The sequence below is a fragment of the Sinorhizobium chiapasense genome, from assembly GCF_036488675.1.
Classification (GTDB): Bacteria; Pseudomonadota; Alphaproteobacteria; order Rhizobiales; family Rhizobiaceae; genus Sinorhizobium; species Sinorhizobium chiapasense.
In genome coordinates this window covers 1,633,779-1,654,677 of record NZ_CP133148.1, presented here as the reverse complement: position 1 = coordinate 1,654,677, position 20,899 = coordinate 1,633,779, and the positions used below count along the sequence as shown (strand labels likewise).

Annotated in this window: 16 protein-coding genes and 1 riboswitch; of the genes, 11 read left to right on the top strand and 5 right to left on the bottom strand. The window is 61.8% G+C overall.

The genetic code is table 11. The features are described from left to right. Position 1: 1 nt before the first annotated feature. The gene (locus RB548_RS07940; RefSeq protein WP_331374391.1) at positions 2-3,388 is read left to right on the top strand and encodes a YhdP family protein; all 3,387 of its coding nucleotides are present in this window, start codon (positions 2-4) and stop codon (positions 3,386-3,388) included. A gap of 130 nt (positions 3,389-3,518) precedes the next feature. Here the strand turns inward: RB548_RS07940 and tyrS are convergent, their stop codons facing one another. Continuing rightward, positions 3,519-4,769, bottom strand: a complete 1,251-nt coding sequence (gene tyrS, locus RB548_RS07935) for a tyrosine--tRNA ligase (protein ID WP_331374390.1) — start codon at positions 4,767-4,769, stop codon at positions 3,519-3,521. Between the two features lie 171 nt (positions 4,770-4,940). On the opposite strand from tyrS, the gene RB548_RS07930 reads away from it, so the two are divergent. Together RB548_RS07930 and RB548_RS07925 are read left to right on the top strand one after the other, a co-directional pair. Further along, complete coding sequence (locus RB548_RS07930) at positions 4,941-6,089, top strand: anhydro-N-acetylmuramic acid kinase (RefSeq protein ID WP_331374389.1); 1,149 nt, start codon at positions 4,941-4,943, stop codon at positions 6,087-6,089. A gap of 154 nt (positions 6,090-6,243) precedes the next feature. Continuing rightward, positions 6,244-7,443, top strand: a complete 1,200-nt coding sequence (locus tag RB548_RS07925; protein WP_331374388.1) for a GGDEF domain-containing protein — start codon at positions 6,244-6,246, stop codon at positions 7,441-7,443. Positions 7,444-7,617: 174 nt separating this feature from the next. Here RB548_RS07925 and RB548_RS07920 read toward each other — a convergent pair whose 3' ends face one another. After that, a complete protein-coding gene (locus RB548_RS07920) occupies positions 7,618-8,295 on the bottom strand; it encodes an alpha/beta hydrolase (RefSeq protein ID WP_331374386.1) in 678 nt (225 codons plus the stop codon). 224 nt (positions 8,296-8,519) lie between these two features. Between RB548_RS07920 and RB548_RS07915 the strand changes: the two genes are divergently transcribed. The 7 genes from RB548_RS07915 to sufA all read left to right on the top strand — a co-directional run bounded on the left by RB548_RS07915 (position 8,520) and on the right by sufA (position 15,577). Next, positions 8,520-9,686 carry a cysteine desulfurase family protein gene (locus RB548_RS07915; RefSeq protein ID WP_331374385.1) on the top strand — a complete coding sequence of 389 codons (1,167 nt, stop codon included), beginning with the start codon at positions 8,520-8,522 and terminating at the stop codon, positions 9,684-9,686. 152 nt (positions 9,687-9,838) lie between these two features. Beyond that, on the top strand, positions 9,839-11,308 hold the full coding sequence (gene sufB, locus RB548_RS07910; protein ID WP_331374384.1) for a Fe-S cluster assembly protein SufB: 1,470 nt from the start codon (positions 9,839-9,841) through the stop codon (positions 11,306-11,308). 77 nt (positions 11,309-11,385) lie between these two features. Beyond that, positions 11,386-12,141, top strand: coding sequence for a Fe-S cluster assembly ATPase SufC (gene sufC, locus RB548_RS07905; RefSeq protein ID WP_225106978.1), 756 nt, complete (start codon positions 11,386-11,388; stop codon positions 12,139-12,141). A 22-nt stretch (positions 12,142-12,163) separates the two neighbouring features. Continuing rightward, positions 12,164-13,441, top strand: a complete 1,278-nt coding sequence (sufD, locus tag RB548_RS07900) for a Fe-S cluster assembly protein SufD (protein WP_331374383.1) — start codon at positions 12,164-12,166, stop codon at positions 13,439-13,441. Between the two features lie 13 nt (positions 13,442-13,454). Then, a complete protein-coding gene (locus RB548_RS07895; RefSeq protein ID WP_331374382.1) occupies positions 13,455-14,696 on the top strand; it encodes a cysteine desulfurase in 1,242 nt (413 codons plus the stop codon). Positions 14,697-14,706: 10 nt separating this feature from the next. Then, on the top strand, positions 14,707-15,087 hold the full coding sequence (locus tag RB548_RS07890) for an SUF system Fe-S cluster assembly protein (protein WP_331374381.1): 381 nt from the start codon (positions 14,707-14,709) through the stop codon (positions 15,085-15,087). Positions 15,088-15,184: 97 nt separating this feature from the next. After that, positions 15,185-15,577, top strand: a complete 393-nt coding sequence (gene sufA, locus RB548_RS07885) for a Fe-S cluster assembly scaffold SufA (RefSeq protein ID WP_331374914.1) — start codon at positions 15,185-15,187, stop codon at positions 15,575-15,577. 117 nt (positions 15,578-15,694) lie between these two features. On the opposite strand, the gene gcvP is transcribed toward sufA, so the two are convergent. From gcvP to gcvT, 3 genes are read right to left on the bottom strand one after another with little or no spacing between them, the layout of a single operon-like run. Further along, complete coding sequence (gene gcvP / locus RB548_RS07880) at positions 15,695-18,559, bottom strand: aminomethyl-transferring glycine dehydrogenase (RefSeq protein WP_331374380.1); 2,865 nt, start codon at positions 18,557-18,559, stop codon at positions 15,695-15,697. Further along, positions 18,559-18,921, bottom strand: coding sequence for a glycine cleavage system protein GcvH (gcvH, locus tag RB548_RS07875; RefSeq protein WP_283965735.1), 363 nt, complete (start codon positions 18,919-18,921; stop codon positions 18,559-18,561). Before gcvH ends, gcvP begins: the two co-directional genes overlap by 1 nt. Before the next feature lie 16 nt (positions 18,922-18,937). After that, positions 18,938-20,101 (bottom strand): glycine cleavage system aminomethyltransferase GcvT, encoded by a 1,164-nt coding sequence (gene gcvT / locus RB548_RS07870; RefSeq protein WP_408642402.1) that lies wholly within the window; start codon positions 20,099-20,101, stop codon positions 18,938-18,940. Between the two features lie 117 nt (positions 20,102-20,218). Beyond that, positions 20,219-20,306: riboswitch (glycine riboswitch) on the bottom strand. A gap of 162 nt (positions 20,307-20,468) precedes the next feature. On the opposite strand from gcvT, the gene RB548_RS07865 reads away from it, so the two are divergent. Further along, positions 20,469-20,876: a hypothetical protein gene (locus RB548_RS07865; RefSeq protein ID WP_331374378.1), complete on the top strand. Its 408-nt coding sequence runs from the start codon at positions 20,469-20,471 to the stop codon at positions 20,874-20,876. Positions 20,877-20,899 lie beyond the last annotated feature (23 nt).

The window sequence follows — 20,899 nt, the reverse complement described above, 5'->3', positions numbered from 1 at the left end:
GATGAGCGATATCCGCGGCGAAAGGATTTGCTTTCGCAAGGAAGACATCATCGCGCTGCACGAGCTGCCTTCGGCGCAAGCCCACGAGCCGGTCATCGTGCATGCGCCTCGGCCGGGCGGTGCTTTGCGTCTTTTCGGCAAGATCATACTGTGCTGCTCGCTGCTCGCTTTCGTCGTCGTGGCGTCCCTTGTCGCGGTTATCGAAAGCGGCCTTGTCGATGGGCCGCTCAACGCGCGGGCGCGCACGGCGCTAAATGCCGCCCTCGGCGAGAACTACAACGCCGATGTCGAGAGCACGGTCCTCCGCATGACGAGCGGAGGCGCTCTTGCCCTGAAGGCGCGCGGGGTGACGCTCGTGGAAAGCGATTCGGGTCGCCACCTCGCTCGACTCGGCGCGATTTCGATCGCGCTCGATCCCTTCGCTCTTATGACCGGACGCATCGCGGTGTCACGACTCGAGGCGGAAGAGGGTCAGCTTGATACGGGCCTGTTGCCGCGCGGCGAACCGATCGACCTCACCGAGATCCGGATCGCCGATGTGGGCGATGCACTCGAGACCTTGTTCGGACAGGTCGACCGCATGTCGCGATTGACCGCAGGCAGGGCGACACAAACCGTGCTGCTGTCGGATTTCAGCCTCTCGGTCACGGGAACGCGCGGTCGCGTCGTCCCCGTCGAAGTGAAAACGCTGGAGTTCACGCACGACCCCGACAGCTCCATGCGCGTCGATGGAACTGTCGCGATCGACGGGATCGAGGCGCGACTGACCGCCAAGGCTCTCGGTGAGAACGGCCGCATCGGCGGCTTCGAAGGGACCGTCAGCGCCTTGCCGCTCTCTCCCTTTTTCTATCACGGCAAATCGGGAGGCGAAGAGGCCTTCGGGATCGAGGCGGCGGCGGACGTCAGCCTGAAGGCCACCCGAGCGGCCGACGGCCAGAAGCCGGCGCTGGTCGTCGGCGTCAGGACATCGCAAGGGTCGTTCCATGCCGGTGGCCTTGTTTCCGTTCTCAATCCCTCCGAACTGAATGTCTCCTATGATTTTGACCGCGCCTCGGTCGAAATATTGCCATCGATCGTCAAGATCGGACGCTCGAGCTTTCCTTTTACCGGCGCCCTCATCGATCTCGACAAGGTTGCAGAAGCCAGCCAAAACGGCTTCGCCGTCGACCTTCTCTTGACGAACGCAAGCGCCGACCCTGAAGACATGCAGGAGACACCACTTGCCTTTGATGCCAAGGCAAGCGGACGGTTCGAGGCCGGCAGCCACCGGCTTATTTTCGACCAACTGGCGATATCGAGCCCGCTTGGTTCCATGGCCGGTTCGCTTTCGGTCGCCTTCGGCAAGACGTCGCCGCAGATCAGCTTCGTCGCACTCAGCGAGCAGATGCATTCCACCGCCGTCAAGCAATTGTGGCCCTGGTGGGTCGCCAAGGGAGCGAGACGGTGGGCCATCGGCAATCTCTTCGGCGGCACGGTTACCGATGCGCGCATCGAGGTTTCGATAGCCGAGGGGCGGATCGCCAACAACAAGGGCGACCTAAGGCTCAACGAGCATGAGCTCAACATAACCTTCGCCATCGACGACACCCGGATCAATATCGCCGGCGATATCCCGCCGCTTCGTGACACGGCGGGGCGTTTCAAGCTCAGCGGCGAACGCATGGTCGTCGACGTCGAGCGGGGCGCCGCCTATTTCCCGTCCGGTCGCTCTGTCGCGTTGAACGGCGGTGACTTCATCATACCCGACGTCTATGCGAAGCCGTTGATGGCGGAAATGAAGATCGAAGTCGGCGGGCAGGCCGACGCAATTGCCGAACTGGTCGCCTACAAACCGATCCGTGCGCTCCAGAAGACCCCATTCGTGCCGCAGGATTTCACCGGGCCGATGACGGCCTTGGTTGGCGCGCGATTCGGCCTGATTTCGGATCAGAAGCCGCCGTCGCCTCTTTGGCAGGCGGAGATGCAGCTACAGGACGTGACGATTAACCGTCCCATCTCAGGTCGTTCCATCGCCAACCTGGCGGGCACCATGCGGATCGACAACGCCCAGGCGGTGCTTGACGCCGATGTACTGATCGACGGCTCCAAGATGCGGATCGCACTGACCGAGCCGGTGGACAGCAAGGCAAACGTCAAGCGAACACGCGAAATCTCCGGGACGCTCGACGACGCCGCCAGACGGAAGATCGCTCCGGCCTTGTCCGGCATCGTCAGCGGGCCGGTCGGTGTCGACGTGTCGATGGCGGACGACGGCAGCCAATCCGTCAAGGCTGACCTCGGCAAGGCGTCGCTGTCACTGCCCTGGATCGGCTGGAGCAAGGGGGCCGGCATCCCCGCAAAAGCCCAATTCACTGTCAAGGCAAGCGCCGGTGTAACGGAGATCGGCGATTTTGATATCGCTGGCGACGGGTTCGGCGCTGCAGGTAGTCTGCGCGTTGACGACGCGGGCCTCGCATCGGCCGAGTTGAATGGCGTGCGCCTTGCAGGCGGAGACAATTTCGCCGTCACGATCGATCGCAACAAGGGCGGCTATGCCGTCGGTTTGACCGGCGGGGCCGCGGACATCAGGCCGGCGCTGGTACGAGCGAAAGCCGGATCCGGTTCGGCTGATAGCGGCAATATCATGGTCAATGCGCGGCTTGACCAGGTCACGGGCTTCAACGGCGAAGTCTTGTCCAACGTGCGTTTCTTCTATTCGGCCCACGGGCAACAGATCGACGATATCGACTTTTCGGCTGTGACCGGCAGCGGGCAAGCGGTTGTGGCCAAGACCGCCAAATCCGGCGCCGACAACATACTGGAACTGACAACCGGTGACGCGGGCTCGCTGGCGCGCTTTGCCGATATTTATCGCAACATGCGCGGCGGCTTGATGAACCTGAGACTGCGCGACCGTGGAGCGCGTTCCTGGCGCGGTGCTGTGGATGTGCGCAAATTCTCGCTCGTCGGTGAACAGCGGCTGCAATCCATGGTGTCGACGCCGGCGGGAGAGGATGGCCGCAGCCTCAACGAGGCGGTTCGGCGTGATATCGACGTGAGCACGGCCCAGTTTGACCGCGGCTTCGCTCAACTCTTCCTCGATCAGGGCACGATCCGCGTCGAAGGCGGCATCCTGCGCGGCGTAAATGTCGGCGCGACATTCCAGGGCACCGTCCGTGACTCGCGGGACCGAATGGACATGACGGGTACCTTCATGCCGGCCTACGGGCTGAACCGGCTGTTCGGCGAACTGCCGCTGATCGGAGTTCTCCTCGGCAACGGCCGTGATCGCGGCTTGCTCGGCATCACCTTCAAGCTGACCGGCCAATTCACGCAACCGCAGCTTACGATCAACCCGTTGTCGATCATCGCGCCTGGCGTGTTTCGCAGCATTTTCGAGTTTCAGTGAGGCGGTCGCACTGAATCTCGGTGCTCGTGCCGTGTATTGATCAGGTGCTGTCGTCCACCGCAGATGCAAACGCGAACGGGATGGGAAACTGCACGCTTCCCATCCCGTTCAATAACGCCTTCAATGCGGCTCAGGCCGGCCGCACGAGGATATGCTTCTTCTTGCCGAGCGACAGCTTGATGACGCCGCCGGCGATATCGTCATAGGCAACCACCCGACGTTCGTCGCTGATCGCTTCGTCGTTGATTCTCACAGCACCGCCCTGGACGTGACGCCGCGCTTCGCCGTTCGAAGCCGCAAGGCCGGCGCGCACGATGAGCGTCAGCAACCCGACGCCGGCATCGAGTTCGGCGGCGGGGACCTCAATCGACGGCAGGTTCTCGGCAAGGGCGCCTTCCTCGAAGGTCTTACGCGCCGTTTCGGCCGCCTGCTCGGCCGCCGGGCGTCCATGCAGCATGGCGGTGATCTCCGTCGCGAGAATCTTCTTGACCTCGTTGATCTCGGAACCGGCAAGCTTCGCGAGACGACCGATCTCCGTCATCGGCAAGGTCGTGTAGAGCTTCAGGAAGCGCACGACGTCCGCGTCCTCGGTATTGCGCCAGTACTGCCAGAAGTCGTAGGCGCCGAGCATATCGGGATTGAGCCAGACGGCGCCGCTGACAGACTTACCCATCTTGGCGCCGGATGCGGTTGTCAGAAGCGGCGATGTGAGCGCGTAGAGCTGCGGCGTGCCCATGCGGTGGCCGAGATCGATGCCGTTGACGATGTTGCCCCATTGGTCCGAGCCGCCCATCTGCAGGCGGCAGCCCGTGCGCTTGTGAAGCTCCACGAAGTCATAGGCCTGCAGGATCATGTAGTTGAATTCGAGGAACGACAGCGACTGTTCGCGATCGAGCCGCATCTTAACGCTGTCGAACGATAGCATGCGGTTCACCGAGAAGTGGCGGCCGACATCACGCAGGAATTCGAGGTAGTTGATGCCAAGCAGCCAGTCCGCATTGTTGATCATCAATGCGTCAGTCCGGCCTTCGCCGTATTTCAGGTAGTTGGAAAACACAGTCTTGATGCTGGCAATGTTGGCCGCGATCGTCTCCGGCGTCATCAGTTGCCGCGCTTCGTCCTTGAAGGACGGATCGCCGACCATGCCGGTGCCGCCACCCATCAGCGAAATCGGCCGGTGCCCGGTCGCCTGCAGCCAATGAAGCATCATGATCTGAATGAGACCGCCCGTGTGGAGGCTCGGTGCGGTAGGATCGAAGCCGATATAGGCAGTCACGGTTTCCGTACGGAACAGTTGGTCGAGTCCGGCATCATCGGAGGTCTGATGGATGAAACCGCGCTCGCTGAGCGTGTGGAGGAAATCGGACTTGAACTCGGACATGACCTGTTTCTTTCGGCTGGGTAGGACGTCTGCGGCCGGCGTTTATCATTGTTTTGTCGAAAGTGCACGTTTTTGGTTGGCGGGCATTTTGTTATGAAAGGCGAGGCGGACGAGGGACAGCGCATGGTTCCTGCCGGCATCGATCGAGGCGACCAGCGCGGAGGAAAATCAATGGGCAAGCTCTTGACGGCAATCGGCGTGATGAGCGGCACGAGCATGGACGGCATCGACGTCGCGCTGCTCCAGACCAACGGTGAGAATGTCGTGCAGCGTGGCCCCTCGGCCGGATACGCCTATGACGCGCGTTTTCGAGCACGCCTGAAACAGGGGCTTGAGGACGCCAAATCGATCACCGCACGGACGGAGAGGCCGGGGACACTCGCCCAACTGGAGCACGATTTGACGCTGCGCCATGCGGAGGCAGTCAAGGCATTCCTTCACGAAAACAATCTGTTGCCGAGGAACATTGATGTAATAGGCTTCCACGGACAAACAGTCCTGCACCGCCCCGACGAGGCGTTGACGGTGCAGATCGGCGATGGAGACTTGCTGGCCCGCGAAACAAAAATCGACGTCGTCTACGATATGCGGGCCAACGACATGGTCCATGGCGGCCAGGGAGCGCCGCTCATTCCAGCCTACCACGCCGCGCTAGCCCACGGCCTGTCGGAAAAGCGGGAGATCGACGCGCCGGTTGTCTTCGTCAATATAGGCGGTATCTCCAACCTCACTTTCGTTGGCGCCGACCGGCGAATCGTCGCCTATGACAGCGGCCCCGGCAACACGCTGATCGACCAGTGGGTGGAGGCCCATGCCGGCGTCCCCTATGATCAGGGCGGCATGATCGCAAGCGAAGGCACGATTGTGCCAGAACTCGCCGACCGGTATCTTTCTCATCCCTTCTTCACTGCGGAGAAACGCCGCTCGCTCGACCGGAACGACTTCGCGCCACCCTCGGGCACCGACGCATGCCTGGAAGACGGCGCTCGCACGCTCGCCTACGTCACCGCCGCGGCGATACTCAAATCGGCAGGGCATCTTCCGGAGGCGGCGGCGACCTATGTGATCTGCGGCGGCGGTCGCCTCAACCCGATCATCATGAAGGATCTGACGAAGCTCGCCGATGCCGCGCACGGCCGGGTACTTGCTGCTGAAGCACTGGAATTGAACGGAGATTCGATGGAGGCCGAGGCGTGGGCCTATCTGGCGGTGAGATCACTGCGCGGCTTGCCGTTGACCTATCCCGAAACGACCGGCGTTAATCGTCCCGTGAGTGGTGGTCGATTTGCTGCGAAGGCAGCAGACGCCGAAGTCGGGTAAGGACAAGCTGAGTCGAACGGCCTTGACAGCAATTTCACCTTTTTCCTTGTCTTGCTCTAATTGTTTCTTCGTACTCCGCCGTTAGGATAGCTTTCGGTGCGTGAGACTTATGCGGATCCGTGATTCGCGATCGGAACTGTTCGGAAGCTGTCGAATGGGTGGTGCGATTTCCCTTCTGGCCGTGAATTTCATTGTCGCCCAGATTTTTGTGGTCGCATTTCTCATTGTCGCGGCGAAGAGCCGCTCGGGCCAGCCGGCGATCTGGATAGCCGCTTGTTTCGCTGTCGCCTCCTTGTCGGCGGTGTTTGAAGCCGTTCTGCCTTTCAGCCCGTTTCCCCGCTTGTTTGCGATCGGCGCGTTCGCCTGCGTCCTCGGAGGCTTCAGCCTCCTTCGCGTCGGACTTGGGCAGTTCTATCAGGTACCGGTGCAGCCGGCGGTACTTTTTGCTTTCTTCGTCGGCTCGGTCATCGTCGATCTCCTGATCTACGAGCTTCCGCGCGGGACCTTGCAGCACGCCTTCTTCTATCAGATGCCATTCTTCGTCATTCAGGCGTGGTGCGCCTCGACGATCCTCCGGTCCAGGCGGCAGAGCTATGCCGATCGGATCCTGCTTTCGCTCTTGGCTTTGAGCGCGGCCTACTACCTCGTGAAGATCTACGCGGCGATGGCGGCAGGCGCCGGCAGAACTGCGGCCGACTATCTCACCAGCCCGTTCGCGCTGATCTCACAGGCTCTTGGAGCCATGCTGATCGTCGGAACCGGCCTGGCGATGCTTGGGGTCATGGTCAAGGAAATCATCGACGACGTCCGGGCGAGTTCCGAAATCGATGCCCTTTCCGGCCTTTACAATCGCCGGGGCTTGATGGACCGTCTTGCTCCGCTGCTGGAACGACGGGGCGCCGAAAATCCTGGCGCGCTCATCCTTACCGACCTCGATCATTTCAAGCAGGTGAACGACAGTTACGGCCATCATGCCGGGGACGAGGTGATCCGGCGGTTTTCCCGCCTCCTTCGCGACCTGATGCCGAGCCGGGCCGTTGCCGGGCGCCTCGGAGGCGAGGAATTTGCCGTGTTTCTTCCCCTGACGAGCCTGTCGGAGGCACGTGTGCTCGCCCACGGCATCCGCGCGGCGATGGCATCGATGCAGCTTGACGGCCTGCCTGAGACGGCGACGGTTACCGCCAGCTTCGGGGTCGCGGCAGTCGTCACAAACGAGCCGCTCGAATTGGCCATGCAGCGAGCGGACAAGGCGCTTTATGCCGCCAAGGCGGCTGGCCGGAACAGGGTGGAGTGCGCCGCAACACCCGAACATGTCGTCAAGCCTGCAGTCCCCCATTGGGTGGGACGAAGCTAGAGCATCCCGCTTTCAAATGGAATCGCTGAACGCGGATAAGATGCTCTAGAATCAAAGTGCTAGAGCGTCCTGTTTGCGTTCATTTGAACGCACGGCGCTCTAGACGCGACACATCCTCGGCGCGTCCTCGCCTGCTGAACTGCACGCGAGGACGGCTTGGCCGCGGCCGATATGTCAGCGGATGCGTTTGGCGGCCGGCTCCGGCGTCAGTTCACCGTTGAGGCGGCGATCAAGATAGTCCTCGCACTCGGCCATCAGATTCTCGATCTGGCCGTTGAAGAAATGGTTCGCGCCGGGCACGGTCTTGTGTGTGATCAGGATGCCTTTCTGCGCCTTGAGCTTATCAACGAGACCGTTGACGTCCTTCTCCGGCGCCACCTTGTCGGCATCGCCGTTGATGATCAGCCCGGACGAGGGGCAAGGGGCGAGGAACGAGAAGTCATAGATGTTCGGTTGCGGCGCGACCGCCATGAAGCCTTCGATCTCCGGGCGGCGCATCAGCAGTTGCATGCCGATCCAGGCGCCGAAGGAGTAACCGGCAACCCAGCAGCTCTTCGAATCGGGATGCAGGCTCTGCACCCAGTCGAGCGCGGAGGCTGCGTCAGAAAGCTCGCCGGCGCCATGATCGAACTCACCCTGGCTGCGCCCGATGCCGCGGAAATTGAACCGGAGCGTCGTGAAACCGCGCTTCTGAAACATGTAGAAAAGCTGGTAGACGATCTGGTTGTTCATCGTGCCGCCGAACTGGGGGTGCGGGTGCAGGATGATGGCGATCGGGGCGCTCTTCTGCTTCGAAGGCTGGTAGCGACCTTCCAGTCGACCGGCTGGTCCGTTGAAGATAATCTCGGGCATTGGCTCTCCGGGAATGTTTCTGGTTCGAATTGCGGTTTCAGTGCCGATCTTGTCTTGACGAAAGCAGTCAGCTTTTCTAAAACCTAGTTTAGAACCGTTCAAAACTTCGGTGCGGGCATTTCGCCTTGTGCTTCGTCTCTTAAGGCAAGCGGCGCGGAAAATTCAAGGAAAATGCAACGGCACCGATTGTAACGGCCGAGCCGTTTGTCCTAGCGAAAGAAACGATGTCGGGATCGCGCATTTATATGGACTGGAACGCCACGGCGCCGCTTCTCACTGAAGCGCGCGAGGCTTTCCTGTCGGCGCTTGATCAGGTCGGCAATCCGTCGTCGGTTCACGGCGAGGGCAGGGCCGTACGTGCGCTTGTCGAAAGCGCGCGGCGCGATGTCGCTGCGCTTTGCGGCGCGCACGCCGCCTCGGTCACCTTCACCAGCGGCGCGACCGAGGCCGCCAATATGGTGCTGACCCCGAATTTCCGCATGGGACGCACGCCGCTCAGGATCGCCAAGCTCTACGCGTCGGCGATCGAGCATCCGGCAGTCCGTGAGGGCGGGCGTTTCGCGCGCGAAGATGTTTGCGAGGTGCCGGTGACGGCCGCCGGTGTCGTCGATTGTGCTGTGCTGGAAGCACTGCTTGCCTCCCATGATCGCCAGGCCGGACTGCCGATGGTCGCCGTAATGCTTGCCAACAACGAAAGCGGCATCATCCAGCCCATCGCCGAGGTGGCCGCTATCGTTCGCGCCCATGGTGGCCTCCTGGTCGTCGATGCTGTACAAGCGGCCGGGCGTCTGCCTTTGTCGATCGAAGCGCTTGGCGCGGATTTCCTCATCGTCTCTTCGCATAAGATCGGCGGGCCGAAAGGCGTGGGCGCGCTCGTCGCGCGTGGCGAAGTCATGATGCCTTCGGCGCTGATCCACGGCGGTGGACAGGAGAAAGGTCACCGTTCTGGTACGGAAAATGCGCCCGCACTTGCCGGCTTTGGAGCGGCGGCCCGTGCGGCTGCCGGCAATATAGACGGACGTATGGCCGCCATTTCCGCGTTGCGCGATCGGCTCGAGGCCGAAATACAGTCGTCGGCGCCGGATGTAGTGATCCATGGACGCGATGTTTCGCGCATCGGCAACACGACCTATTTCACGCTTCCGGGCCTGAAAGCTGAAACCGGCCAGATCGCCTTCGACCTCGAGGGCGTGGCGCTTTCGGCGGGATCGGCCTGCTCCTCCGGCAAGGTTGGGCAGAGCCATGTGCTGACGGCGATGGGCTACGATCCTCGCCAGGGCGCGTTGCGTATTTCGATCGGCGGGGCAACGACGGAGGCCGAAATCGAGCGTTGTGCGACCGTGTTTGCGAAAGTGGCGGCCCGCCGTCGCTCAACCGGACAGGCCGCATGAGGCAAAACGATTGAATGAATTTGCGGAAAAGCAACTTTCCGCTTGGCAAACGGGGTGAAAAGCGCCTTTTAGCCATTACATAAGCGGTGCGCAAAGTTCGCATCGTGCTGACAAGCTGCCGGACCTTGGATCCGGCAAGATTGGAGAACGACATGCCTGCCGTGCAGGAGACCATTGATCAGGTCCGCAAGATCGACGTGGACCAGTACAAATACGGCTTCGAAACGCATATCGAGATGGAAAAGGCACCGAAGGGCCTGTCCGAGGAGATCATCCGTTTCATTTCGGCCAAGAAGAACGAACCGGAGTGGATGCTGGAGTGGCGTCTTGACACCTATCGCCGCTGGCTGACCATGGACGAGCCGAGCTGGGCGCGTGTCAAATATCCGAAGATCAACTTCAACGAAATCCACTATTATGCCGCGCCGAAGGGCACGACGGGTCCCAAGTCGCTCGACGAGGTCGATCCGGAACTGCTCGCGGTCTATGAGAAGCTCGGCATCCCGCTCAAGGAGCAGGAAATCCTTGCCGGCGTGCAGAAGTCGAAGATCGCCGTCGACGCGGTGTTCGACTCTGTCTCGGTCGTCACGACCTTCAAGGAAGAGCTGAAGAAGGCCGGCGTGATCTTCATGTCGATCTCGGAAGCGATCCGCGAGCATCCGGATCTGGTCAGGAAGTACCTCGGCTCAGTCGTGCCGCAGTCGGACAATTTCTATGCGACGCTGAACTCCGCGGTCTTCACCGACGGTTCCTTTGTCTATGTGCCGAAGGGCGTGCGGTGCCCGATGGAGCTTTCGACCTATTTCCGCATCAACGAGAAGAACACGGGCCAGTTCGAGCGTACGCTGATCATCGCCGACGAGGGCGCCTATGTGTCCTATCTCGAGGGCTGCACGGCGCCGCAGCGCGACGAGAACCAGCTTCACGCCGCGGTCGTCGAGCTGATCGCGCTCGATGACGCCGAGATCAAGTACTCGACGGTGCAGAACTGGTATCCGGGCGACAAGGACGGCAAAGGCGGCATCTACAATTTCGTCACCAAGCGTGGCGATTGCCGCGGCAAGAACTCGAAGATTTCCTGGACGCAGGTAGAGACCGGCTCGGCGATCACCTGGAAATATCCGTCCTGCATCCTGCGTGGCGACGGCTCGCGCGGCGAGTTCTACTCGATCGCCGTTTCCAACGGTCACCAGCAGGTCGACTCCGGCACCAAGATGATCCACCTCGGCAAGAACACGTCGAGCCGCATCATCTCGAAGGGTATCGCCGCCGGCGTTTCGGACAACACCTATCGTGGTCAGGTTTCGGCCCACCGCAAGGCTGAGAACGCCCGCAACTTCACCCAGTGCGACTCGCTCCTGATCGGCGACAAGTGCGGTGCCCATACGGTGCCCTACATCGAGGCGAAGAATTCGACGGCGCAGTTCGAGCACGAGGCAACGACGTCCAAGATTTCCGAGGACCAGCTGTTCTACTGCCTGCAGCGCGGCATTCCGGAGGAGGCGGCGATCGCGTTGATCGTCAACGGCTTCGTCAAGGAAGTCATCCAGGAACTGCCGATGGAGTTCGCTGTCGAGGCGCAGAAGCTGATCGGCATCTCGCTTGAAGGCTCCGTAGGCTAAGCGCGGACTGATTAAGGAACCGGCGCGCACCAGAATCTGCGCGCGACAATTATTCGTTTCCCGAGAGGACGATTTGAATGCTTGAAATCAAGAACCTGCATGCACGCATCGCCGAAGACGGCACCGAGATCATCCGCGGCCTGAACCTCACCGTGAAGGCGGGCGAAGTCGCCGCCATCATGGGACCGAACGGCTCCGGCAAGTCGACGCTGTCCTATGTGCTTTCCGGCCGCGAAGACTATGAAGTAACCGAAGGTGACATCCTCTATAACGGCGAGAGCATTCTGGAGCTCGACGCTTCCGAGCGTGCGGCGAAGGGCATCTTCCTCGCCTTCCAGTATCCGGTCGAGATCCCCGGCGTTGCCACCATGCAGTTCCTGAAAGTGGCGATGAATGAACAGCGCAAATATCGCGGCGAAGACGAACTGACGACACCGGAATTCATGCGCCTCGTCAAGGAAGCGGCCGGTGACCTCAAGATCGCGCCGGAAATGCTGCGCCGTCCGCTGAACGTAGGTTTCTCCGGCGGCGAGAAGAAGCGCGCCGAAATCCTGCAGATGGCGCTGCTCCAGCCGAAGCTTTGCGTTCTCGACGAGACCGACTCCGGCCTCGACATCGATGCGCTGAAGGTCGTAGCCGACGGCGTCAATGCGCTGCGTTCGCCGGATCGCGCCGTTGTCGTGATCACGCACTACCAGCGCCTGCTCGACTACATCGTTCCGGATACCGTCCACGTCCTCTACAAGGGCCAGGTCATCAAGTCCGGCGACAAGACGCTGGCGCATGAACTTGAAGCCAAGGGCTATGCGGATCTCATCGAGGCAGCAGCCTGACGCCTGTTGAAGGAGTGTTCGAATGAATATGCAACAGGCCATCAAGATGACGGCCGCCGAAACGGCGCTGGTCGATGCCTATACCGCGCAGATCGGTGATCTGCCCGGCGACGGAGCCGTGCTGTCGCTCCGCGACACGCTCGTCCACGAACTCAGGACGGCCGGATTGCCGACTCGCCGCATCGAGTCCTGGCACTATACGGACCTGCGCACTCTGCTGCGCGCGGTGCCTGACGCCGATCCGTCCGCCTTTGCCGATCGGGTCGATTCGGTCGTTCCGGGTTCGTCGGTGCTTTCGGTTCGGAGCGGCCAGGCCGATCTCAAGAGCCTTCCCAAAGGCGTGACGGCACGCTCCTACACCGAGAGCCTGATTGACGGTTCGGCTGTCGCCGGTCTCGCCGTTCTCGGTACGGATGACGCAATCGGCCGGATCAACAGCGGACTCGTCCGCGGTGGTCTCGAGATCGAGTTTGCGGAAGGCGCCGAACTGGAAGCCCCGCTCGAGATTCAGGTCGTCCAGAGCCATGGCCAAGCGCACACGCGCTTTCCCGTGTCCTTCGGCGCCGGCTCCAAGGCGACGGTTATCGAACGGCACCTTTCGACAAATGCGGAACCGAGCTTCGTTTCGTCGGTGAGCGACGTCACGCTCGCCGAGGGTGCCGACGTGATCTGGATCATCGTGCAGCAGCAAGGCGCGGCCGATACACATCTCGGCCAGATCCGCTTCAACCTCGGCAAGGACGCGAAGCTACACCTTTTCGTCATCAATGCCGGCGGCAAGCTGGTGCGCCAGGAAATCCACGGGAAGGCGAGCGGCGAGGGCGCCGATCTGACGCTGCGCGGCATCAACCTGCTCGGCGGCGAGAGCCACACGGACGTGACCTTCACGCTCAGCCACGACGTGCCGCACACGACCTCGAGCGAGATCATCCGCAACGTCGTCTTCGACCGGGCGAGGGGCGTATTCCAGGGCAAGATCCTGGTCGCCAAGGACGCGCAGAAGACCGACGCGAAGATGTCTTGCAACACGTTGCTGCTTTCCGACGATGCCGATTTTTCGTCAAAGCCCGAGCTCGAAATCTTCGCTGACGACGTCCAATGTGGTCACGGCGCAACGGTAACCGATATCGACCACACCCAACTCTTCTACATGCTTGCCCGCGGCATTCCGGAAAAGAAGGCGCGCGCGATGCTCGTCAACGCATTCGTCGCCGAGATCGTCGAGGAACTGGAAGACGATGAGGAACTGGTCGAAGCGCTGGAAGGTATAATCTCGGCCTGGCTCGAAAAGCACGCCTGATTGGACGAAAGACATGGAACATACTGTGCCGGTGCCAGCCTATGACGTTGAAGCCATCAGAAAGGATTTCCCGATCCTTTCGCGGACTGTCTATGGCAAGCCGCTTGTCTATCTCGACAACGGCGCATCGGCACAGAAGCCGCAGCTCGTCATCGACGCCGTGGCCCATGCCTATGCCAATGAATATGCCAATGTCCATCGCGGCTTGCATTTCCTGTCGAACGCTGCGACGGAAGCCTATGAGGCGGCGCGCGAGAAGGTTCGGCGCTTCCTGAACGCGCCGTCGGCCGACAATATCATCTTCACCAAGTCCTCGACCGAAGCCATCAATACGGTCGCCTACGGCTATGGCATGCCGAAACTCGGAGAGGGCGACGAGATCGTGCTCTCGATCATGGAGCACCACTCCAACATCGTCCCCTGGCATTTCATCCGTGAACGCCAGGGCGCGAAACTCGTCTGGGCGCCCATCGACGACGACGGCGCGTTCCACATCGAGGACTTCGTCAAGTGCCTGACGGAACGTACGAAGCTGATCGCCATCACTCATATGTCGAACGCGCTCGGCACGGTCGTGCCCGTAAAAGAGATCTGCGGTATCGCTCGTGAGCGCGGCATTCCGGTCATCGTCGACGGCAGCCAGGGCGCTGTGCATATGCCGGTCGATGTTCAGGACATCGACTGTGACTGGTACGTTATGACCGGCCACAAGCTCTACGGCCCGTCCGGTGTCGGCGTGCTCTACGGCAAGATGGATCGCCTCAAGGAGATGCGTCCCTTCATGGGCGGCGGCGAGATGATCGAGGTGGTGACCGAAGATGAAGTCACCTACAACGACCCGCCGCACCGCTTCGAGGCCGGCACTCCGCCGATCGTGCAGGCGATCGGGCTCGGCTTTGCGCTCGACTACATGGAGCAGGTCGGCCGCGAGGCGATCCGGGCGCACGAAGCGGATCTTACCGCCTATGCGCGCGACCGACTGTCGGCGGTCAACTCGCTCAGGGTCTTCGGCGATGCGCCGGGCAAGGGCAGCATCTTCTCCTTCGAGATCGCCGGCATTCACTCGCACGATGTTTCGATGGTGATCGACCGTGCCGGCGTTGCAGTCAGAGCCGGAACACATTGCGCGCAGCCGCTCTTGAAACGCTTCGGCGTCACCTCCACATGCCGTGCGTCCTTCGGTCTCTACAATACGCGGGCCGAGGTCGATGCGCTCGCCGAGGCGCTGGACCACGCGCGCAAGTTTTTTGCCTAAGGAGGCCGATATGAGTCTGGACGCAACGCAAGAAAAGATCGATGTCCGCGAAGGCATCGTTCACTCGGCCATTCCGGCCAAGGAACTGGCGCGCCTCAGCGACGACATCATCGCGGCGCTCAAGACAGTCTACGACCCGGAAATCCCGGCCGATATCTTCGAACTAGGTCTCATCTACAAGATCGACATCGAGGACGACCGGATGGTTAAGATCGAGATGACCCTGACCGCTCCGGGCTGCCCCGTCGCGGGTGAGATGCCGGGCTGGGTCGAGAACGCCGTCGGCGCCGTCGAGGGTGTTTCGGGCGTCGAGGTGACGATGACATTCGACCCGCCGTGGACGCCGGACCGCATGTCGGAAGAGGCGCAGGTTGCGCTCGGCTGGTACTGAGCTTCAGCCTGATATTGATCCGTTAAGGCGCGGGCACTACATTAGATTCTGGAAAGCGCCGGGCCTTTACCCCGGTGATATGAAGGAGAAAAAGCCGATGGGCTTTGCCGTGATGAGCTTGACCGATGCGGCCGCAGGCCGGGTGCGGGCGATCGTCGAGAATGCTGGAGGCGATGCCAAGGGCATCCGCGTGAGCATCAAGAAAGGCGGCTGCGCCGGCATGGAATATGCCGTTGACCTGGTGACCGAGCCCAATGGCAAGGACGACTTGGTCGAGCACCTCGATGCCAGGGTCTGGGTTGCACCCGAGGCCGTGCTGTACCTGCTCGGCACTCAGATGGATTTCGAAGTGACGCCGCTGCGGTCCGGCTTCACCTTCAACAACCCCAACCAGACGTCCGCCTGCGGTTGCGGCGAGTCCGTCGAGCTCAAGCCGGCCGATTTGGCGGCGCTTGGGGCCCGCGGCGATGCGGTCGTTCGCGCGAACTGACCGTTTTGCAAACGCAATGAATTTAAAAAGCCCGGTTTCAACCGGGCTTTTTCGTTTCATCGGCGTTGTCGTAGACGTACCGGCCGGCGTGCGCCAGGCACGCTCCGCCGCATCACATCATTCCGCCGCTTCCGCGTAGCTCTCGATCGGCGGGCAAGTGCAGACGAGATTGCGATCGCCATAGACGTTGTCGACACGGTTAACCGGCGACCAGTATTTGTCGACCCGGAAAGCGCCGGGCGGGAAGCAGGCCTGTTCGCGCGAATAGGGCCGGTCCCAGTCGCCGACCAGGTCCTCGACCGTGTGCGGGGCATTCTTCAGCGGGTTGTTGACCTTGTCCATCCGGCCTTCCTCGATGGCGCGGGCTTCCTCGCGGATCGCCAGCATCGCATCGCAGAAACGGTCGAGTTCGGCCTTGGTTTCCGACTCGGTCGGCTCGATCATCAGCGTCCCGGCGACCGGCCAGCTCATGGTCGGCGCGTGGAAGCCGCAGTCGATCAGGCGCTTGGCGACATCGTCGACGGTGACACCTGCGCTGTCGGCAAGCGGACGCGTGTCGATGATGCATTCGTGGGCGACACGGCCCTTTGCCGACTTGTAGAGCACATCGTAGGCACCCTTGAGCCGCGCGGCGATATAGTTGGCGTTGAGGATCGCCACCTTGGTCGCCTGGGTCAGGCCTTCACCACCCATCATCAGGCAGTAGCTCCAGGAGATCGGCAGGATCGAAGCCGAACCGAAAGGAGCCGCGGACACCGCGCCATCATGACCGTCGGTTTCCGGATGGCCCGGAAGGAAGGGAGCAAGATGCGCCTTCACGCCGATCGGTCCCATGCCCGGGCCACCGCCGCCGTGCGGAATGCAGAAGGTCTTGTGCAGGTTCAGGTGGCTGACGTCGGAGCCGATGTCGCCGGGCCGGGCAAGGCCGACCATGGCGTTCATATTGGCGCCATCCAGATAGACCTGGCCGCCGTGCTTGTGGACGATCTCGCAGACTTCGCGCACGTTCTCCTCGAACACGCCATGCGTGGACGGGTAGGTGATCATGCAGCAGGAGAGGTTGTCGGCATGCTGCTCAGCTTTGGCGCGGAAGTCGTCCATGTCGATTTCGCCGATGTCGCTGACCTTGACGACCACCACCTTCATGCCGGCCATCTGCGCGGAGGCCGGGTTGGTGCCGTGCGCCGAGGTCGGAATGAGGCAAACGTCGCGATGGCCGTTGCCGTTGGCGATGTGATAGGCGCGAATCGTCAAAAGGCCGGCATATTCGCCTTGCGCTCCTGAGTTCGGCTGCATCGAAATTGCGTCATAACCGGTGACCGCGCAAAGTTTTTGCGACAGATCCTCGATCATGTGGCGATAGCCGAGCGCCTGGTCTGCCGGAGCGAAGGGATGGATCTCTGAAAACTCCGGCCAGCTGATCGGCAGCATTTCGGCCGTAGCGTTGAGCTTCATCGTGCAGGAACCGAGCGGGATCATCGCCCGGTCGAGCGCGAGGTCGCGGTCCGCGAGACGGCGGATGTAGCGCGTCATCTCGCTTTCGGCGCGGTTCATGTGGAAGATCGGGTGGGTCAGGTATTCGCTGGTGCGCAGCAGCGGCTGCGGCAGGCGATAGCCCGGCTCGAACTCTTCCACCTTGAAATCACCGCCGAAGGCGCGCCAGACGGCTTCCAGCGTCACCGGCCGCGAGCGCTCGTCGAGGCTGATGCCGATCTTCGTGCTGCCGATCTTGCGAAGGTTCACTTCCTCGGCCACGGCCGTCTTCAGGATGATGCCCTGCAGCTTGCCGACCTCGACGGTGATCGTGTCGAAGAAGACGTCCGGCTCGACGGTGTAGCCGAGCTTCTCCAGCCCCATGGCGAGACGCACCGTCTTCTGGTGGACGCTCTGCGCAATCGCCTTGATGCCCTTGGGACCGTGGAAAACGGCATACATCGACGCCATCACGGCAAGCAGCACCTGCGCCGTGCAGATGTTGGACGTCGCCTTTTCACGGCGAATATGCTGTTCGCGCGTCTGCAGCGACAGACGGTAGGCGCGGTTGCCGCGCGAATCGACCGAAACGCCGACAAGCCGGCCGGGCATCGAGCGCTTGTAGGCATCCTTGACCGCCATATAGGCTGCGTGCGGACCGCCGTAGCCAACCGGCACGCCGAAGCGCTGCGTCGAGCCAATCGCGATATCGGCGCCCATCTCACCAGGCGACTTGAGCAGCGCCAGCGCCAGCGGGTCGGCCGCGACAGCGGCGATCGCACCCTGTTCGTGCAGCCTGGCGATCACCGTCGCGAAGTCGCGAACATGACCATAGGTACCCGGATACTGGAAGATCGCGCCGAAAACATTGGCGGCATCGAGATCCGCGAAAGGATCGCCGACGACCACCTGCCAGCCGAGCGGCGCGGCGCGGGTCTTCAGAAGCGCAATCGTCTGGGGATGGCAATTCTCGTCGACGAAGAAGGTCTTTGCCTTCGACTTCGCAACGCGCTCTGCCATTGCCATCGCTTCCGCGGCCGCGGTCGCCTCGTCGAGCAGCGAAGCATTGGCGACATCGAGCCCGGTCAGATCGCAGACCATGGTCTGGTAATTGAGCAGGGCTTCGAGGCGGCCTTGGCTGATTTCCGGCTGATAAGGCGTGTAGGCCGTGTACCAGGCGGGATTTTCCAGAATATTGCGCTGGATGACCGGCGGCGTGATCGTGCCGTAGTAGCCCTGGCCGATCAGCGAGACGAGTTTCTGGTTGCGGTTCGCCGTTTCGCGCAGCTTGTCGAGCGCCTCGCGCTCGGTCATCGGCGTACCCCAGACGAGCGGCGTCTCCTGACGGATCGCCGGCGGAACCGTATCGTCGATGAGGGCGTCGAGGCTCGGATAACCGACGACCTTCAGCATCTCTTCCATTTCCGCGGGCGAGGGGCCGATGTGACGCCGATTGGCGAAGTCGTAAGGCTTGTAGTCCGTAAAGGTGAAGTCCTTGGGCATGCTCATCAGGCGACGAGCTCCTTGTAGGCCGCTTCATCGAGAAGGGCGTTGGCGGCGCTCGGATCGGCGAGCTTCAGCTTGAAGAACCAGGCGGCACCCTGCGGATCGCTGTTGACGAGCGACGGGTCGTCGACAATCGCCTGGTTGACCTCCACGATCTCTCCGTCGAGCGGACAATAGACATCGGAGGCCGCCTTGACGGATTCGACGGTCGCCGCAGAATCGCCCTTGGCAAAGGAGGCGCCGGCTTCCGGCAGTTCCACGAAGACGAGATCGCCGAGTTGCCCGGCTGCGTGCTCGGTGATGCCGACGGTCGCGACGTCACCTTCGATCTTCAGCCACTCGTGTTCCTCGGTGAATTTCAGCATTGGCGCTCTCTCCTGATCAGCGTTTGTAAGTTTGTTTCACAAAGGGCATGGAGGTGACGACAAGCGGCAGATATTTGCCCCGCACCTCCGCGTAAAGTCTCGTGCCGTTTCCGGCCTGGGCGGCGTCGACATAGCCCATGGCAACGGGACTATCGACGCTCGGGCCGAAGCCGCCGGAGGTGACTGTGCCCACGGCCATCTTGCCTTCAGCATCCGCAAAAACCTTGGCGCCGCCACGAACCGGCGCGCGGCCTTCAGGCTTCAGCCCCACACGGCGGCGCTTGGCTCCATTGGCGAATTCGGAGAGGATGCGCTCGGCACCCGGGAAACCGCCAGCGCGATCGCCGCCCGAACGGCGGCTCTTCTGGATCGCCCACTCGAGCGCAGCCTCGACCGGCGTTGTGCCGGTGTCGATATCGTTGCCATAAAGACAAAGGCCCGCTTCAAGACGGAGCGAATCGCGCGCCCCGAGACCGATCGGCATGACATCCGGATGTTCGAGCAGGCGCTGGGTCACGTCGACGGCCGACTGGACGGGGATCGAGATTTCGAAGCCGTCCTCGCCGGTGTAGCCGGAGCGCGAAATGATGCAGCTCACGTCGTGGAGGTCGGCCTCTGCAACATCCATGAAGCGCATGGAGGCAACGTCTGCCCAGAGCTCGCAAAGGACCGCCTCCGCGCGCGGCCCTTGCAGCGCGACGAGGGCGCGGTCATCGAGCATCCTGACGTCGCAAGTATCGCCGAGGCCCTTCTTCAGGTGCTCGAAATCCGCCTCCTTGCAGGCGGCATTGACAACGAGAAAGAGATGATCGCCGCGATTGGTGATCATCAGATCATCAAGAATGCCGCCTTCGTCATTGGTGAACAGGCCGTAGCGCTGGCGGCCCTCCGCCAGTCCAAGGATATCGACGGGCACCAGCTTTTCGAGCGCCAGTGCCGCGTCCCCTATGCGACCGGACTTCGGCCGGACGACGATCTGGCCCATGTGCGACACGTCGAAGAGGCCCGCCGCGGCGCGGGTGTGCAGGTGCTCCTTGAGCACACCGTCCGGGTATTGCACCGGCATGTCGTAGCCGGCAAAGGGCACCATGCGCGCACCGAGTGAAAGGTGCAACGCGTTGAGCGGTGTGTGCTTCAAATGGGAAATATCTTCCAAATCCGGCCCCCAGGTCTGGCGCATCCCGCGCCGGCTCACACTACCGGCGTCAAGCGCCGAGAAATTTGAGCCCCCTCTGTCCCTTTGCCTGAGATTGTTATCCCTTCGGCGAGCGTGACCGCTTCTCTCCAGAGTCCTACCGGCACCTTGCTGGTCCTTTGGCCTGAGAGTTTCCGGGGCGGTTGCTCCTTCGGCACCGGATTGAACCGGTTTCTCCCAACAAGATCGTCTCCAGATAACGGCGAAGGCCGGAACTTGGCAAGAGCCTATGTCGCGACCGAACATATTTTTGTCGCGGGGGCTTCATCACCGACGCTAGCGACGTGCGGCAATTCGGTCTTTGCAATTCTGATCGGCTGGGATTAACGAATTGGCCGACCAAGGGGCGATCATGGCAAGGCGCGTGGACAAATGGCGGGTTGCGGTGCGGGTGCTCGCCGCCTTTGCGCTCGTTTTCCTGTCTTTCGCCCACAAGCCGGCTTTCCCGAAGACGCTGGGCCCAGCGGCTGCTGCCGACTATCTGCTGCCCGACGGCACATTCGCGGATATCTGCTTCGGCACGAACGGTCTCGATCATGATGCCGGACGGGACAAAGCCCCCGCGATCGCCCCCATTTGTGAAGCCTGCCGCCTCGCCGGATCTGTGCTTCTCCCAACGCCCCCCGAAGAAAGCGCGCCCGCCGAAAACGGCAACTGGCTTGCCAAGACACCGGTCATCAAGACCGAAGTGGCGCTTCCCCCATTGCGGCTGCTGCCGCCGTCACGCGGCCCGCCAACAGCTGTCGTAACCGCCTCCTGACGCATTCCATTTTATACAGCCGC

Coding starts and splice junctions, on each gene's coding strand:
- RB548_RS07940 (WP_331374391.1), top strand. CDS start 2: ATGAGCGATATCCGCGGCGAAAGGATTTGCTTTCGCAAGGAAGACATC.
- tyrS (WP_331374390.1), bottom strand. CDS start 4,769: ATGTCCGAGTTCAAGTCCGATTTCCTCCACACGCTCAGCGAGCGCGGT.
- RB548_RS07930 (WP_331374389.1), top strand. CDS start 4,941: ATGGGCAAGCTCTTGACGGCAATCGGCGTGATGAGCGGCACGAGCATG.
- RB548_RS07925 (WP_331374388.1), top strand. CDS start 6,244: ATGGGTGGTGCGATTTCCCTTCTGGCCGTGAATTTCATTGTCGCCCAG.
- RB548_RS07920 (WP_331374386.1), bottom strand. CDS start 8,295: ATGCCCGAGATTATCTTCAACGGACCAGCCGGTCGACTGGAAGGTCGC.
- RB548_RS07915 (WP_331374385.1), top strand. CDS start 8,520: ATGTCGGGATCGCGCATTTATATGGACTGGAACGCCACGGCGCCGCTT.
- sufB (WP_331374384.1), top strand. CDS start 9,839: ATGCCTGCCGTGCAGGAGACCATTGATCAGGTCCGCAAGATCGACGTG.
- sufC (WP_225106978.1), top strand. CDS start 11,386: ATGCTTGAAATCAAGAACCTGCATGCACGCATCGCCGAAGACGGCACC.
- sufD (WP_331374383.1), top strand. CDS start 12,164: ATGAATATGCAACAGGCCATCAAGATGACGGCCGCCGAAACGGCGCTG.
- RB548_RS07895 (WP_331374382.1), top strand. CDS start 13,455: ATGGAACATACTGTGCCGGTGCCAGCCTATGACGTTGAAGCCATCAGA.
- RB548_RS07890 (WP_331374381.1), top strand. CDS start 14,707: ATGAGTCTGGACGCAACGCAAGAAAAGATCGATGTCCGCGAAGGCATC.
- sufA (WP_331374914.1), top strand. CDS start 15,185: ATGGGCTTTGCCGTGATGAGCTTGACCGATGCGGCCGCAGGCCGGGTG.
- gcvP (WP_331374380.1), bottom strand. CDS start 18,559: ATGAGCATGCCCAAGGACTTCACCTTTACGGACTACAAGCCTTACGAC.
- gcvH (WP_283965735.1), bottom strand. CDS start 18,921: ATGCTGAAATTCACCGAGGAACACGAGTGGCTGAAGATCGAAGGTGAC.
- gcvT (WP_408642402.1), bottom strand. CDS start 20,101: ATGCGCCAGACCTGGGGGCCGGATTTGGAAGATATTTCCCATTTGAAG.
- RB548_RS07865 (WP_331374378.1), top strand. CDS start 20,469: ATGGCAAGGCGCGTGGACAAATGGCGGGTTGCGGTGCGGGTGCTCGCC.